Origin of the sequence: Micromonospora sp. CA-248089 (assembly GCF_050948515.1) — a bacterium.
In the GTDB taxonomy this organism is placed as follows: domain Bacteria; phylum Actinomycetota; class Actinomycetes; order Mycobacteriales; family Micromonosporaceae; genus Micromonospora.
The window spans coordinates 3294519-3309182 of record NZ_CP192016.1; the positions used below are offsets into that span (position 1 = coordinate 3294519).

Annotated in this window: 19 protein-coding genes; 11 read left to right on the forward strand and 8 right to left on the reverse strand. The window is 72.7% G+C overall.

The window, feature by feature from the left end; translation table 11 throughout:
• Nucleotides 1-5: 5 nt before the first annotated feature.
• Nucleotides 6-773: a glycerophosphodiester phosphodiesterase gene (locus ACQP26_RS15660; protein WP_269706136.1), complete on the reverse strand. Its 768-nt coding sequence runs from the start codon at nucleotides 771-773 to the stop codon at nucleotides 6-8.
• An 88-nt stretch (nucleotides 774-861) separates the two neighbouring features.
• On the opposite strand from ACQP26_RS15660, the gene ACQP26_RS15665 reads away from it, so the two are divergent.
• Together ACQP26_RS15665 and ACQP26_RS15670 are read left to right on the forward strand one after the other, a co-directional pair.
• Nucleotides 862-1314, forward strand: a complete 453-nt coding sequence (locus ACQP26_RS15665) for a helix-turn-helix domain-containing protein (RefSeq protein WP_269706134.1) — start codon at nucleotides 862-864, stop codon at nucleotides 1312-1314.
• A complete protein-coding gene (locus ACQP26_RS15670; RefSeq protein ID WP_269706132.1) occupies nucleotides 1307-1675 on the forward strand; it encodes a DUF4180 domain-containing protein in 369 nt (122 codons plus the stop codon). The genes ACQP26_RS15665 and ACQP26_RS15670 overlap by 8 nt, the downstream gene beginning before the upstream one ends.
• 154 nt (nucleotides 1676-1829) lie before the next feature.
• On the opposite strand, the gene ACQP26_RS15675 is transcribed toward ACQP26_RS15670, so the two are convergent.
• Both ACQP26_RS15675 and ACQP26_RS15680 read right to left on the reverse strand, forming a co-directional pair.
• Nucleotides 1830-2480 (reverse strand): flavodoxin family protein, encoded by a 651-nt coding sequence (locus ACQP26_RS15675; protein ID WP_269706130.1) that lies wholly within the window; start codon nucleotides 2478-2480, stop codon nucleotides 1830-1832.
• A gap of 63 nt (nucleotides 2481-2543) precedes the next feature.
• Nucleotides 2544-3314 carry a lysophospholipid acyltransferase family protein gene (locus tag ACQP26_RS15680; protein ID WP_433493203.1) on the reverse strand — a complete coding sequence of 257 codons (771 nt, stop codon included), beginning with the start codon at nucleotides 3312-3314 and terminating at the stop codon, nucleotides 2544-2546.
• Between the two features lie 195 nt (nucleotides 3315-3509).
• On the opposite strand from ACQP26_RS15680, the gene ACQP26_RS15685 reads away from it, so the two are divergent.
• Both ACQP26_RS15685 and cydB read left to right on the forward strand, forming a co-directional pair.
• A complete protein-coding gene (locus ACQP26_RS15685; protein WP_194803384.1) occupies nucleotides 3510-4922 on the forward strand; it encodes a cytochrome ubiquinol oxidase subunit I in 1413 nt (470 codons plus the stop codon).
• 17 nt (nucleotides 4923-4939) lie between these two features.
• A complete protein-coding gene (gene cydB / locus ACQP26_RS15690) occupies nucleotides 4940-5938 on the forward strand; it encodes a cytochrome d ubiquinol oxidase subunit II (protein WP_433493204.1) in 999 nt (332 codons plus the stop codon).
• A gap of 65 nt (nucleotides 5939-6003) precedes the next feature.
• On the opposite strand, the gene ACQP26_RS15695 is transcribed toward cydB, so the two are convergent.
• Entirely contained in the window at nucleotides 6004-6690 is a 687-nt protein-coding gene (locus ACQP26_RS15695) for a hypothetical protein (protein WP_281577832.1), read from the reverse strand.
• Nucleotides 6691-6755: 65 nt separating this feature from the next.
• Nucleotides 6756-7220: a peroxiredoxin gene (locus ACQP26_RS15700; protein ID WP_433493205.1), complete on the reverse strand. Its 465-nt coding sequence runs from the start codon at nucleotides 7218-7220 to the stop codon at nucleotides 6756-6758.
• A gap of 90 nt (nucleotides 7221-7310) precedes the next feature.
• Here ACQP26_RS15700 and ACQP26_RS15705 point away from each other — a divergent pair, with 90 nt between their 5' ends.
• Nucleotides 7311-7703, forward strand: a complete 393-nt coding sequence (locus ACQP26_RS15705; RefSeq protein WP_269706116.1) for a YciI family protein — start codon at nucleotides 7311-7313, stop codon at nucleotides 7701-7703.
• Nucleotides 7704-7722: 19 nt separating this feature from the next.
• Complete coding sequence (locus tag ACQP26_RS15710; protein WP_433493206.1) at nucleotides 7723-8943, forward strand: RNA polymerase sigma factor; 1221 nt, start codon at nucleotides 7723-7725, stop codon at nucleotides 8941-8943.
• A 6-nt stretch (nucleotides 8944-8949) separates the two neighbouring features.
• Here the strand turns inward: ACQP26_RS15710 and ACQP26_RS15715 are convergent, their stop codons facing one another.
• Nucleotides 8950-9783 (reverse strand): patatin-like phospholipase family protein, encoded by an 834-nt coding sequence (locus ACQP26_RS15715; RefSeq protein ID WP_281577829.1) that lies wholly within the window; start codon nucleotides 9781-9783, stop codon nucleotides 8950-8952.
• A 75-nt stretch (nucleotides 9784-9858) separates the two neighbouring features.
• Between ACQP26_RS15715 and ACQP26_RS15720 the strand changes: the two genes are divergently transcribed.
• A complete protein-coding gene (locus ACQP26_RS15720; protein ID WP_281577828.1) occupies nucleotides 9859-10587 on the forward strand; it encodes an SDR family oxidoreductase in 729 nt (242 codons plus the stop codon).
• A 49-nt stretch (nucleotides 10588-10636) separates the two neighbouring features.
• Here the strand turns inward: ACQP26_RS15720 and ACQP26_RS15725 are convergent, their stop codons facing one another.
• Entirely contained in the window at nucleotides 10637-10762 is a 126-nt protein-coding gene (locus tag ACQP26_RS15725; protein WP_269706107.1) for an MFS transporter small subunit, read from the reverse strand.
• Complete coding sequence (locus ACQP26_RS15730; protein ID WP_269706106.1) at nucleotides 10759-12168, reverse strand: OFA family MFS transporter; 1410 nt, start codon at nucleotides 12166-12168, stop codon at nucleotides 10759-10761. The genes ACQP26_RS15725 and ACQP26_RS15730 overlap by 4 nt, the downstream gene beginning before the upstream one ends.
• Nucleotides 12169-12346: 178 nt before the next feature.
• Here ACQP26_RS15730 and pdxY point away from each other — a divergent pair, with 178 nt between their 5' ends.
• From pdxY to ACQP26_RS15750, 4 genes are all read left to right on the forward strand, one after another.
• Entirely contained in the window at nucleotides 12347-13198 is an 852-nt protein-coding gene (gene pdxY / locus ACQP26_RS15735; RefSeq protein ID WP_433493207.1) for a pyridoxal kinase PdxY, read from the forward strand.
• Between the two features lie 110 nt (nucleotides 13199-13308).
• Nucleotides 13309-13773 (forward strand): helix-turn-helix transcriptional regulator, encoded by a 465-nt coding sequence (locus ACQP26_RS15740; protein WP_269706102.1) that lies wholly within the window; start codon nucleotides 13309-13311, stop codon nucleotides 13771-13773.
• Between the two features lie 5 nt (nucleotides 13774-13778).
• Entirely contained in the window at nucleotides 13779-14189 is a 411-nt protein-coding gene (locus tag ACQP26_RS15745; protein ID WP_269706099.1) for a VOC family protein, read from the forward strand.
• Between the two features lie 3 nt (nucleotides 14190-14192).
• Nucleotides 14193-14642, forward strand: a complete 450-nt coding sequence (locus ACQP26_RS15750) for a pyridoxamine 5'-phosphate oxidase family protein (protein WP_269706096.1) — start codon at nucleotides 14193-14195, stop codon at nucleotides 14640-14642.
• Nucleotides 14643-14664: the final 22 nt, after the last annotated feature.

Below are 14664 nucleotides of genomic sequence, written 5' to 3' on the forward strand. Positions count from 1 at the left end.
GGGGCTCAGGCGGCCCAGTGGCCGCGACTGCGGTAGACGTCACGGAGCACGCTGACGTGATCGGTCATGATGCCATCCACCCCAAGATCAAGTAAGTGGTGCATCTGGGCGGGTTCGTCGATCGTCCAGACGTGCACCTGCAACCCGATCCGGTGGCAGTACGCGAGGAACCGCCGGTCCGCCACCGGCACCCGCCCGAAGGAGACGGGCACCTGCGCGGCGACCACGGACGGGGGCAGTCGTAGCGGCCGTCCGTGCAGCGAGGCCAGCCGCAGCCGGGCCACGCCGCGCATGCCCAGGCTGGTCGCGACCGTCGGCCCGGCCAGCGCCCGCAGCCGGGTCAGCCGGGCGTCGCTGAACGAGGCGAGCAGCACCCGGTCGCCCGCGCCGGCCCGGGTCACGGTGGCGACGGTGGGCGCCACGCCCTCGTCGGACTTCACGTCGATGTTGAACCGCACCTGCGGCCAGGCGCCGAGCACCTCGTCCAGGCGGGGCACCAGCGCGGCGCCGCCGACGCGTACCGAGGACAGGTCGGCCCAGCGCAGGTCCGCGATGCGGCCCGGCTCGCCGGTGACCCGGCGCAGCGTCGGGTCGTGGAACACCACAGGTACGCCGTCGGCGGTGGCGTGCACGTCGGTCTCCACGTACCGGTAGCCCAGAGCGACGGCGCGGGCGAACGCGGCGGCGGTGTTCTCGTCGCCGTCGGCCGCGCCGCCGCGGTGGGCGAACGCCAGCGGCGCGGGCGCGTCGAGGTAGCCGGGACGGGGCTGCACGCGGGCAGTATGCCCGTCCAGGTTGGCGATCACATGGCCGGGAGGTGAAATTACCTATCCTTACCTATCGTGGCTAGGATAGGGTGCGATGAGTAACGATATGTATTCGGTGGAGCAGGTCGCCGACCTGCTCGGCCTGCACGTGCGCACCGTGCGCGGCTACATCCGCTCCGGTCGGTTGCGGGCGACGCGGATCGGCAAGCAGTACCGGATCGCCCGCGCGGACCTGGACGCGCTGACCGGCCGGCCCGCCCCGGCCGCGCCGGCGCCGGGGGCGGAGGTGTCGAGCGTCGTGCGGCTCGACGGCGTCGACCGGGCCGCCGCCGACCGGCTCGGCACGCTGGTGCTGGCCGGTGTGAACACCCACCACGACCCGGACCGTCCGCTGCGGGTGCAGACGGTCCACGACGAGGAGCGGCACCGCATGACCATCGTGATCCTGGGCGACCTCACCGCCACCGCTGACCTGCTGCGCCTGCTCGACGGGGTGCTCGACGGCGGCAACGGCCTGCTCGGCGGCGGGGAGCGCGGCCGTGGCTGACCTGATGCAGGAGCGCGCCGGCGAGCAGGTGCTGGTCTGCGACCCGGACGGCCCGCCGATCGCCACCGAACGCGACGCGCTGGACCTCATCGGCGCGGCGTTCCTCGGCGCGACCGTGGTGGCGGTGCCGGCCGCCCGGCTCGACCCCGACTTCTTCGCCCTCGGCACCCGCTTCGCCGGTGAGGTGATGCAGAAGTTCGTCAACTACCGGCTGCGCCTGGCAATCGTCGGGGACATCTCCGAGCACCTGGAACGCAGCGGCGCGCTACGGGCGCTGGTGGCCGAGTCCAACCGGCACGACCAGGTGTGGTTCGTCCCCGACCTCGACGCGCTCGACGCCCGCCTGCGCGCCACCCCCTGACCCCCACCCCACCCCACCTCGCCCCCGCCGCGCCGCGCCTCGCCGATCTTGCACTTGTAGCCCTCGTGAAGGGCGGATTGCCGGGTTTGCCCGGGCACCGAGTGTAAGATCGGCGGCGGCCAGCGGGCGCGGCCGGCGCGGTCGGGGCGCGGGGTCAGCCGGGCTGGGCGCTGGGGCCGGCGGCCGCCTCGCGGGTTCCGGGCGGCGGGTAGGGGCGCTCCGCGAGCAGCCGGGCCAGGTGGGCGCTGTTGAGTGCCAGCGCGGCGGTGGTGCGGCCGGTCGTGTCGGGCTTGGGGCGGGCGTCGACGTAGTCGGTCTTGTGCAGCGCCTCCCCGACCCAGTAGGTCGCCCCGGCGGCCGGGCAGGTGAACCCCACCTCGTTGAGCGCCTGCTGCACCTCGGCGATGGTGTGGTGCGCGCCGTCCTCGTTGCCGACCACCGCCACCCCGGCGACCTTGCCGTAGGTGCGCAGGCGGCCCTGCTCGTCGGTCTCGGACAGCTCGGCGTCCAGCCGTTCGAGGACCATCTTGGTCACCGACGCGGGCTGGCCGAGCCAGATCGGCGTGGCGATGATCAGGATCTGGGCGGCGAGCAGCTTGGCGCGGATGGCGGGCCAGCCGTCGCCGTCGCCCTCGTCGACGGAGACCCCGAAGCGCACGTCGTGGTCGACGACGCGGACGATCTCGCCGTCGACGCCCTGATCGGCCAGCGCGTCGAGCACCTCCTGACCGAGCACCTGCGAACTGGACGTCGCCGGTGAGCGCTTCAGGGTGCAGTTGAGTACGAGTGCGCGAACAGCGGTCATGGCCGGGTCCTCTCCGCCTCGGGAGTGCGGGGACTTGATACCCGCGACCGGGGCCGGGATGCGTCAGCCGGCGCGGTGGCGGCGGTGCGCCCGGGCGGTGTCGACCGGCCGCCCGGGGTCGACGTGACGCGGCAGGTCCGGCTCGTCGGGGCGCAGCGGGACCAGGTTCTCGGTGATCGCGTCGATGATCCGGTCGGTGGCCTGCCGGGCCGCGCCGGGGGAGCCCGACCGCAGGTCGTCGATCGCCACCGGGGCGCCGAAGTGCACCCGGATGACGGGCCGGCGCACGAGCGCCCGCGCCACGCCGCGCAGCATTCCCTTGGGCGCGCGGTACGGCAGCACCTCGTGCGAGCCCCACTGGGCGACCGGTACGACGGCGGCGCCGCTGGCGAACGCGAGCCGGGCGGCGCCGGTCTTGCCGCGCTCGGGCCACATGCCGGGGTCGAGCCCGATGCGTCCCTCCGGGTAGACGAGCACCACCGAGCCGCCGGCCACGGCCTGGGCGGCGACCTCCAGGGAGCGGTGCACGGCGGCGGTGCCGCGGTCGACGCGGATGTGCCCGGCGCGGCGCATCAGCGCCCCGATCACCGGGGTGCGGAACAGTCCGCCGGTGGCCATGATCCGGGGCGCGACGCGCCGGACCCGGCAGGCGGCGGCGAGTACGACCGGGTCGAACGGGCTGATGTGGTTGGCGGCCAGGATCAGCGGGCCGTGGCGCAGCGCGTCGGGCACGTCGCCGGTGACCTCCAGCCGGCCGACCAGCCCGACGGCGGCGCGGGCGAGCGTCTGCGCGCCCCGCCACAGCAGCGGCGCGCGCCAGAGGGTGCTGTTCATCAGTGCTGGATGGTCGCACGAGCCGCAGCGACCCGTTCACCCGCCACGGTGATCCCGGGACCGGCAGGTCCTCCGGCAAGGGTGATCAGGGTCATTGGTCCTGGGCCGGGTGGGGCCCTGCGGCCCTGCTGCTTTCGCTACGACGACGAGTAGTATCTACTACGTCTCGTAGTATGCACAGCTGGGGGTTTTCTGGTGGACGCGTTGGACGTCGCCCGCTGGCAGTTCGGTGTCACCACCGTCTACCACTTCTTGTTCGTGCCGTTGACCATCGGCCTGTCCGTGCTGGTGGCGATCCTCCAGACCATGTGGCACCGCACCGGCAACGAGCGGTACCTCAAACTCACCAAGTTCTACGGCAAGCTGTTCCTGATCAACTTCGCGATGGGTGTGGTCACCGGCATCGTGCAGGAGTTCCAGTTCGGCATGAACTGGAGCGACTACTCCCGCTTCGTCGGTGACATCTTCGGCGCACCGCTGGCCATCGAGGCCCTTGTCGCGTTCTTCCTGGAGTCCACGTTCATCGGCCTGTGGATCTTCGGCTGGGACCGGCTGCCCAAGCGCCTGCACCTGGCCTCGATCTGGGCCGCCGCGATCGGCACCAACCTGTCGGCGTACTTCATCCTCGCCGCGAACTCGTTCATGCAGAACCCGGTCGGCTTCCGGATCAACCCGGAGAGCGGCCGCGCCGAGCTGACCGACTTCGTCGCCGTGCTCACCAACAAGGTCGCCCTGGTGACCTTCCCGCACACGCTGGCCGGCGCGTTCCTGGTCGCCGGGTCGCTGATGGTGACCGTGGGCCTGTGGCACGTGATGCGCAACCGCGACAGCGCCGACACCGGCGCGTACCGCTTCGCCACCAAGCTCGGCTCCTGGACGGTCCTGGTCTCCTCGGCGCTGGTGATCCTCACCGGCGACATCCAGGGCAAGATCATGACCGAGGTGCAGCCGATGAAGATGGCGGCCGCGGAGGGCCTCTACACCACCGAGAGCCCCGCCTCGTTCTCCGTGCTCACCGTCGGCAGCCTGGACGGCAGCCGCGAGCTGTTCGCCGTCAAGATCCCGTACCTGCTGTCGTTCCTCGGCACCGGCGACCCCAACGGCACCGTGCAGGGCATCAACGACCTGCAGGCCCAGTACGCCAGCCAGTACGGCCCCGGCAACTACGCCCCGATCATCCCTGTCACCTACTGGAGCTTCCGCTTCATGATCGCCTTCGGGCTGGCCGCCGCCGCGATCGCGCTGCTGGTGCTCTGGAGCCAGCGCAAGGGCCGCACCCCCACCAGCAAGTGGCTGCTGCGCGCCGGCCTGGTCATGCCCGTGCTGCCGCTGCTCGCGAACTCCTTCGGCTGGATCTTCACCGAGATGGGCCGCCAGCCGTGGATCGTCTTCGGCGAGATGCTCACCCGTGACGGCGTGTCCCGCAGTGTCTCCCTCACCGAGGTGCTCACCTCCTTCACCGCGTTCACGCTCATCTACGCCGTCCTCGCGGTGGTCGAGTTCAAACTGCTGGTCCGCTACGCCCGCGCCGGCGTCCCGGACGTCACCCCGCAGACCGACGACGACGACACCGACGACGCCGAGCGCCCGCTGGCGTTCGCCTACTGACACCCCGGAGCCCAACCGTGGAACTGACTACCGTCTGGTTTCTCCTCGTAGCGGTGCTCTTCACCGGCTACTTCATCCTCGAAGGCTTCGACTTCGGCGTCGGAATGCTGCTGCCGGTGCTCGGCCGCGACGACCGGCAGCGCCGCGTCCTGATCAACACCATCGGCCCGGTCTGGGACGGCAACGAGGTGTGGCTGATCACCGCCGGCGGCGCCATGTTCGCCGCCTTCCCCGAGTGGTACGCCACCCTGTTCTCCGGCTTCTACCTGCCGCTGCTGCTGATCCTGCTGGCCCTGATCGCCCGCGGTGTCGCCTTCGAGTACCGCCACAAGCGGCCCGAGGCGTCCTGGAAGCGCCGCTGGGACCAGGCCATCTTCTGGGGCTCGGCGATCCCGGCGGTGCTGTGGGGCGTGGCGTTCGCCAACATCTTCCGCGGCGTGCCGCTGGACGCCGACCACGAGTACGTCGGCGGCCTGGTCGACCTGCTCAACCCGTACGCGCTGCTCGGTGGCCTGACCACGCTGGGGCTGTTCCTCACCCACGGCGCGGTGTTTCTGGCGCTCAAGACCACCGGTGACATCCGGGAGCGCGCCGGCGCCCTCGCCGTCAAGCTCGGTGTCGGCACCGCCGTGGCCGCCGTGGCGTTCCTGAGCTGGTCGCTGACCATCCGCTCCAGCGCCGCCGCCGTCGTGCTCGCCGTCGGCGCCGCCCTCGCCCTGCTCGGCGGTCTGGCCGCGGCCAAGGTACGCCGGGAGGGCTGGGCGTTCACCGGCACCGCCGTGGCGATCGCGCTGGCCGTGGCGACGCTGTTCGCCGCGCTGTTCCCGAACGTGATGCCGTCCACCCTGGACGTGGCCGGCACGCTGACGGCCACCAACGCGGCGTCCACCCCGTACACCTTGAAGATCATGACCTGGGTGGCGGTGATCTTCACGCCGATCGTGCTGGCGTACCAGGGTTGGACGTACTGGGTGTTCCGCCGCCGAATCGGGGTACAGAACATTCCGCAACACTGATCGACCTGTGGGCGCAGGGGTACGCGGGGCCGGTGCGAGGGGGTCGCACCGGCCCCGCGGGGCGTTCAGCGCGCCTCGCGCAGCTCCGCCAGTCGCGCCTCGATCTCGGCCAGCTCGGCGCGCAGCTTCTCCGCCTGCTGCTCGGCCTCGGCCCGCTCGGCGGCCAGGATCTGTTCCACCGCCTCCTGCACCCCCGGTACGTCCACCAGCGCCACCATCCGCAGCGCCTCGGCCGGCTTCACCACGTACGGCCGTGCCAGCGCCTTCGCGCCCTGCTGCGCGGCCACCGTCCACTCGCCCTCGGCGTACGCGAGCGTCACGGTCAGCCCCGGCGGCGTCTTCGGCTTGGCGGCCTTCACCGCCCGCTTCGCCGGCTTCGGCTCCGCCGGCGGCGCCTCGGTCTTCGGCTCCTCCCGCCGCGGCGCCGGCACCCGCGGGGTGTCCAGCACGAACGCGGGCTCCGGCGCGGCCGGCGGCTGCTCCGGTTCCGGCTTCGCCTCGGTGGCCGGCCGCCGCCCGGCGCCCTTGGGGGCGATCGCCACGTCGGCGGGGGAGAACGGCAGCTCGTCGCGGCCGAACCGCACCACCACGAACTCCTCCGACGCCTCCGGGTCGGTCAGCTCCACCACCTGCCCGAGCTGCCCGGCCATCTGCCCGGCCGCCTCGGTGAACACCACCCGGGGCTTGCGGCCCGCCGCAAGGGCCTCCCGGATTCCCTGAACCTCGTCAGTGGACAAACCCTGACCCGCCATCACGCCCTCTTCCGTACACCTGTTTGACGCAGCCTTGATACCAGCCGGCTGCGACACCTCGATGATCAGCCCCCGAGGGCCCGCAGCGCCGCGTCGGCGTGCTCGTTCATGTTCAGCTCGTTGTGCACCACGGCGAGGACCCGCCGGTCGGCGCCGATCACGAACGTCATCCGCCGGGTGCTCAGCGCGCCCAGCGGCAGCCGCCGCCGCACCCCGAACGCCCGCGCGACCGACCCGTCGGCGTCGGACAGCAGCGGGTAGTCGAACCCGTGCCGGCGGGCGAACTCGGCCTGCCGCTGCACCGGATCCCGGCTGATCCCCACGCGCTGCGCGCCCACCGCCGCGAACTCCGCCGCCAGGTCCCGGAAGTGGCAGCTCTGCGCCGTGCAGCCCCGCGTCATCGCCGCCGGGTAGAAGAACAGCACCACCGGCCCGGCGGCCAGGAACTCCGACAGCCGCCGTGGCGTGCCCGTCTCGTCCGGCAGCGTGAAATCCTCGACCAGGTCACCGACACCCACCGCGTCACTCATGACGTGAGGATATGTAGACATCGGCGATCCCGCTCCGTCGTACCTGGCGAGCGGCGGGGAGGCACCGCCGCACGACGCGAAGGGCAGACAGTGAAGTACGTGATCATGATCCACTCCAACCCGGAGCCGTGGGGCCACCCCACCTCCGAATACCTCGCCGCCCACCAGGAGCTGCCCGCCGAGGTACGCGACCGGCTCAACGCCGACTTCGAGCAGGTGATGACCGAGCTGCACGCCAACGGGGAACTGGTCGTCGGCGAGGCGCTCGCCGACCCCCGTACCGCGCGGCTCTACCGGTGGGCCGACGGCGCACCGCTGGCCACCGACGGCCCGTACTCCGAGGCGAAGGAACACCTCGCCGGTTTCTTCCTGATCGACGTCGAGGACCAGGCCCGCGCGGAGGCCGTCGCCGCGAAGTTCGCCGGCCCGGGCGAGACGGTCGAGCTGCGGCCCCTGATGTGGCCGGGCGGCTCCGATCAGTGAGTCCGCGGCGCTCGCGGACGTGTGGCGCCGGGAGGCGTCGCACGTCCGCGCCGCGCTGCTGCGCCGCTACGGGCAACCCGACGCCTGCGAGGACGCCGTCCAGGACGCGGCGGAGGCCGCAGCCGCCCGGTGGCCGCTCACCGGCGTCCCCGACGAACCCCGCGCCTGGCTCATCCAGGTCGCCGCACGGCGCCTGATCGACCGGATGCGCGCCGAGGAGGCCCGGACCCGCCGCGAGCGGCTCGACGCGGTCCGGCAACCCGGCGCCGGCGTCGTACCACCCGTCGACGACGACACGCCCGTGACCGGCGCCGACGACACGTTGCGGCTGCTGTTCCTGTGCTGCCACCCGGCGCTGAGCCGCCCCTCCCAGGTCGCGTTGACCCTGCGCGCGGTGGCGGGACTGCGGGTGGAGCAGATCGCCGCCGCCTACCTGGTGCCGGCCCGGACCATGACCCAGCGGCTGAGCCGGGCCCGCGCGACGCTGCGGGAGGCGGGCGCCCGGTTCACGATGCCGCCACCGGACGCGCTGCCCGACCGGGTGGCAGCCGTGCTCGACGTGTGCCACCTGGTGTTCAGCGAGGGCTACACCCGCACCTCCGGTGACCAGCTCGTCGACGTGGAACTCGCCGAGGAGGCGATCCGCCTCACCCGGCAGGTCCACGCCGCGCTGCCCGACCACCACGAGGTCACCGGCGCGCTGGCGCTGATGCTGCTCACCCACGCCCGCTCACCCACCCGTACCGACGCCGCCGGTGACCTCGTGCCGCTGGCCGACCAGGACCGCGCCCGCTGGCGGCGTGACCTCATCGAAGAGGGCGTCACGCTGCTCGGCCGGGCCCTGCCCCACGGCCCGGTGGGCCGCTACCAGCTCCAGGCGGCCATCGCCGCCGTGCACGCCGAGGCACGGGCCTTCGGCGACACCGACTGGCTGCAGATCAGCGTCCTCTACGACATGCTGAGCCGGGTCGCCCCCAGCCCGTTCGTCACGCTCAACCAGGCCGTCGCCGTGGCCATGGCGCACGGCCCAGACGTCGGGCTGGCGCTGCTCGAACCGCTGCTGGCCGACCCGGCGATGCGCCGCCACCACCGGCTGCACGCCGTGCGCGCCCACCTGCTCGAACTCGACGGCGACGCGCAGGCCGCCGCCGAGCACTACCGGCTGGCCGCGCGGCTGACCGGCAGCCTGCCCGAACAGCGCTACCTCAACCGGCGGCTGGCGCGCCTGACCGGCTCCTGATCGCGGTCACCGCCACACCCCGGCCACCTCGGCGGCCACCGCGTCGGCCTGCGCGAAACCCGCCCGCGCCGACGCCGCCCGCCGCGCCGGATCCAGCACGTTGCGGCCGATCGCCGTCCGCGCCGCCCGATCCGGCGCCACCACCGCCACCCGCGCCCCCGCCTCCCGCAACGCCGCCACCTGCGCCGACAGCCGCGGCATCGGACCCACCGCCGCGCTCGTCGGCGCCAGCACCACCACCCGATCGCACCCGGCCGCCAGGTCCGCGTTCACCGGCGAGCGGACCCCGCCGTCGACGTAACGCCGGCCGCCGACGGTGACCGGCGGCCACACCCCCGGCACCGCGCAACTGGCGCCGACCGCGTCCACGAGCGGCACCCCGCTGTCCGCGTCGAACACCACGAACTCACCCGACGCCGCGTCCACGGCGGTGACCAGCAGCCGCGCCGCCGGCCACTGCGGCGACGGCAACCGGGCCGCGATCACCGCCCGCCGCGACTGCTCCGACGGGGTACGCGCCGACAACGCCATCGCGCCGATACGCGCCCGGGCCCGCGCCGCGTCCCGGCCCCGCCCGCCGGCCCACGCCCAGCGCAACAGCACCCCCGCCCCGAGCCGGGCCGGCACCTCGTCGCGCGGCGGCCGCAACTGCGCCGCGTACAACTCCGCCACCGGCGTACCCGAACGCACCTGCGCCCCGACCACCGACCCGGCCGACGTGCCCACCACCAGATCCGCCTCGTCCAACGGCAGCCCGTGCCCGGCGAGCCCGGCCAGCAGACCCAGCTCCCAGGCCACCCCGGTCACCCCGCCGCCACCCAGCACCAACGCGCGCCCCATGTGACAGTCCTCTCCACCCCGGATGGTCCCGCCCACGGTAACGTCGCCCCCACCGCCAGGCAGGGGAGAAGGGCATTGACCTCCGTCACCATCGTCACCGGGGGAGGGCGCGGCATCGGCGCGGCCACCGCCCGCCGGCTCGCCGCCGACGGGCACGACCTGGTCATCGGCTACCGCACCGATCACACCGCCGCCGAATCCGTGGCCGCCGACGTGCGCGCCGCCGGCCGCCGCGCGGTCACCGTCGCCGCCGACACATGCGACCCCGAGCAGGTACGCCGCATCTTCGACGCCGCCGACCGGCTCGGTCCGCTCACCGGCCTGGTCAACAACGCCGGCGTCACCAGCCCGATCGGCCCGTTCACCGACCTGCGCGTCGACGACCTGCGCGACGTCGTCGACGTCAACCTCATCGGGTACGTGCTGTGCGCCCAGCAGGCGGCCCGGCGGCTCACCGACGGCGGCGCCATCGTCAACGTCTCCTCGGTGGCCGCCACGCTCGGCTCACCCGGCGAGTACGTCCACTACGCCGCCGTCAAGGCCGCCACCGACACCCTCACCGTCGGGCTCGCCAAGGAACTCGCGCCGCGCGGCATCCGCGTCAATGCCGTCGCCCCCGGCATCATCCGCACCACCATCCACGCCCGCTCCGGCGCGCCCGACCGCCCCGACACCGCCGCCGGCCGGATCCCGATGGGCCGCGCCGGGGAACCCGAGGAGGTCGCCGGCGCGATCGCGTACCTGCTCGGCCCGGACGCCTCGTACACCACCGGCGCGGTCCTGCGCGTCGGCGGCGGCCTCTGACACGACGGCGGCCCGGGGGTTCCGCCCCCGGGCCGCCGCGTCGCGTCTCCTAGTCGGTGAACAGCTTCGCCGCCGTGATCACCGTCTGCACCACGCCGTAGCCCAGCAGCACCGACACCACCAGCCACGACACCACCAGGCGAACCAGCTGCCCGCCACCGCTGTGCTCGTTCACGATCCGCTCCTCTCCGTCGCACCCGGTGCTGTTCCGTCCCGACCCGACGCCGGCTCGTGGTAGCGCTCCGGCACCGGCCGCACCAGCACGTTCGCCACCAGCCCCACCGCCAGCACGCCGACCATCGTGAACAGCGCCGGCCGGTATGCCGCCGCGGTCAACGTGCCCGGCTCACCCTGCGCGTCGAGGAACCCGTTGACGATCAGCGGCCCGGCCACCCCCGCCGCCGACCACGCGGTCAGCAGCCGGCCGTGGATCGCGCCCACCTCAAACGTGCCGAACAGGTCCCGCAGGTACGCCGGAATCGTCGCGAACCCACCGCCGTAGAACGACAGGATCACGGACGCCAGCAGCACGAACAACGCCGTCGCGGTCTGCCCCACCAGGGCCAGCAGCAGGTACAGCACCATGCCCACACCCAGATACACCATGTAGATCGGCTTGCGGCCGATCACGTCCGACGTGGACGACCACACGAACCGGCCCGCCATGTTGAACAGCGACAGCAGCCCCACGAACCCGCCGGCCGCCGCCACCGACACCGCCGAGGTCCCGTTGTCCCGGAAGAAGTCCTGGATCATCGGGCTGGCCTGCTCCAGGATGCCGATGCCGGCCGTCACGTTGCAGAACAGCACCACCCACAGCAGCCAGAACGACCGCGTCTTCACCGCGTTGGCCGCCGACACGTTCGCCGTGGTCACCAGCGGCTTCTCCGCCACCTGCGACGGGTCGAACCCGGCCGGGCGCCAGTCCGGCGCCGGCACCCGCACGTTGAACACCCCGAACATCATGATCACGAAGTAGCCGATGCCGAGCGTGACGAACAGCCACACCAGCGCCGACCCCGACGCCGTGGAACCGCTGTTCGACGGGTCGTAACCCGAGTCGAAGAACGACAACAGCTGCCGGGACAGGGGAGAGGCCACCATCGCCCCGCCACCGAACCCCATGATCGCCAACCCGGTCGCCAGACCCGGCCGGTCCGGGAACCACTTGATCAACGTGGAGACGGGGGAGATGTACCCGATCCCCAGACCGACCCCGCCCAGCACCCCGTACCCCAGGTACAGCAGCCACAGCTGCCCGGTCGCGATGCCCAGCGCCCCGACCAGGAACCCCGCCGCCCAGAAACACGCCGAGACGAACATGGCCTTACGCGGCCCGTTCGCCTCCACCCACGTACCGGCCACCGCGGCCGAAAGCCCCAGCATCACGATCGCGATGCTGAAGATGACCCCGATCGCCGTCTGACTCGTGTCGAAATGCGCGATAAGGGAGTTCTTGTACACGCTCGTCGCGTACACCTGCCCGATGCACAAATGGATCGCCAGCGCCGCCGGGGGGATCAGCCAGCGGCTGTACCCCGGCGGCGCGACGGTGTGCCGACGATCGAGTGCGGAAAGCATCGTTGCTTCCTCCGTCCAGAAGGCGAGACCACCGGAGTTCATGCCCCCACCACACGCTGCGCCCAAACCCGCCCCGCGCCCGGCGGTCGGAACCGTGAGCCGAACGGTCACCGCCGCGCCCGCCCGTCATCGCACCACGACTACCCGTCACCACACCGGGAGATGCGACGATGACCGGGTGAAGATCCTGTCCATCCAGTCGTCGGTCGCCTACGGCCACGTCGGCAACTCCGCCGCCGTGTTCCCGCTGCAACGCCTCCGACACGAGGTCTGGCCGGTACTGACCGTGCACTTCTCCAACCACACCGGCTACGGCGCCTGGCGCGGCCCCCTGCTCGCCCCCACCGACGTCGCCGACGTCATCGCCGGCATCGCCGACCGCGGGGTGCTCGGCACCGCCGACGCCGTGCTCTCCGGCTACCAGGGCGACCCCGCCGTCGGCGCCGTCATCCTCGACGCCGTCGCCCAGGTCAAGGCCGCCAACCCGGCCGCCGTCTACTGCTGCGACCCGGTCATGGGCGACGTCGGCCGCGGCATGTTCGTCCGCCCCGGCATCCCCGAGTACCTGCGCGACACCGTCGTCCCGCACGCCGACATCGTCACCCCCAACCAGTTCGAGCTGGAGTTCCTCGCCGGCCGCACCACCGACACCCTGGACGACCTGCTCGCCGCCGTCGACACCGTGCGCGCCACCGGCCCCCGCCACGTCCTGGTCACCAGCGTCCTGCACGGCGACCTGCCCGCCGGGCACCTGGAAGTCATCGCCGTCTCCGACGACGGCGCCTGGGCCGTCACCACCCCGCTGCTGCCCATCGCCCCCAACGGCGGCGGCGACGTCACCGCCGCGCTCTACCTCGCCCACCTCGCCACCACCGGCTCACCCCCGACCGCGCTGGAACGCACCACCAACTCGATCTACGCGGTACTCGAGGCGACCCTCGAAGCCGGCACCCGCGAACTGCAACTCGTCGCCACCCAGGACGCCATCGCCGACCCGCCCACCCGCTTCACCGCCCGCCGGCTGCGCTGACCCCGGTCCGGGTGCACCCGCCGTCGCCGCGACGCCGCCGGGTGCACCCGGCGGCGACTCGCCGCTCGAACAGGTGGACGACCCCACCGGCGAGCAGGCAAGATGCGGACGTGCCACCGGACCCGGTCACCGACGACCCCGCGTTCGCCCAGCGCCTGCGCGACCTGACCCGGCTGCGCCGCGTCCGCGACCGCATCGACCGCGAATACGCCAAACCCCTCGACGTCGAAGCCCTCGCCCGCGGCGAACACATGTCCGCCGGGCACCTCAGCCGCCAGTTCCGCCAGACCTACGGCGAGTCCCCGTACGCGTACCTGATGACCCGCCGCATCGAACGCGCCATGGCCCTGCTGCGCCGCGGCGACCTCAGCGTCACCGATGTCTGCTTCGCCGTCGGCTGCCAGTCCCTGGGCACCTTCAGCACCCGCTTCACCGAACTCGTCGGCGAACCACCCAGCGCCTACCGCGCCCGCCACGTGCCCGACACCGCCGAACCACCCCCGTGCCTCATCAAGCAGGCCAGCCGACCGATCAGAAATCGAGAAGCCCGCCCTGGCCGCCCACCGTTAGCGTGACCACCATGACGATCACCATCCACTACGCGTTCCTGCCACACACAGGCGCCGACGACGCCCTCGCCTTCTACCGCGACGTCCTCGGCTTCGAACTGCGCAACGACGTCGGCTACCAGGACATGCGCTGGCTCACCGTCGGCCCACCCGACCAGCCCGGGACCAGCATCGTCCTGCACCCGCCGGCCGCCGACCCCGGCATCACCGACGACGAACGCCGCACCATCCTCGAACTCATCGCCAAGGGCAGCTACGGCGCGCTCACCCTCGCCACCGACGACCTCGACAGCCTGTTCGACCGCCTCCAGGCAAGCGGCGCCGACGTCGTGCAGGAACCCACCGAACAGCCCTACGGCGTCCGCGACTGCGCCTTCCGCGACCCCACCGGCAACCTCATCCGCATCAACGAGCTGCGCTGAACCATGACCGACGCACCCCGCCCCCGCGCCCAGCGCCGCAAGGACACCACCCACCGCCTCGACCACGACGTCGACTGCTGGGTCGCCACCGCCGACCCCGACGGCACCCCGTACCTCGTGCCGCTGTCGTTCGACTGGGACGGCGACACGCTGCTGGTCGCCACCCCGGCCGACAGCCCCACCGGCCGTAACCTCGCCACCGGCCGCGTCCGCATCGGCATCGGCCCCACCCGCGACGTCACCATGATCGACGGCGACGTGGAAACCCTCGCCATCGACGCCCTGCCCACCGAACGAGGGGACCGCTTCGCCACCCGGACCGGCTTCGATCCCCGTACCCTGACCACGCCCTACCGCTGGTACCGCGTCACGCCACGCCGCATCCAGGCCTGGCGCGAAGCCGACGAGCTGCCCGGCCGCACCCTGATGCGCGACGGCCGCTGGCTCGACTGACACCCGCAACACCGGACGGAGA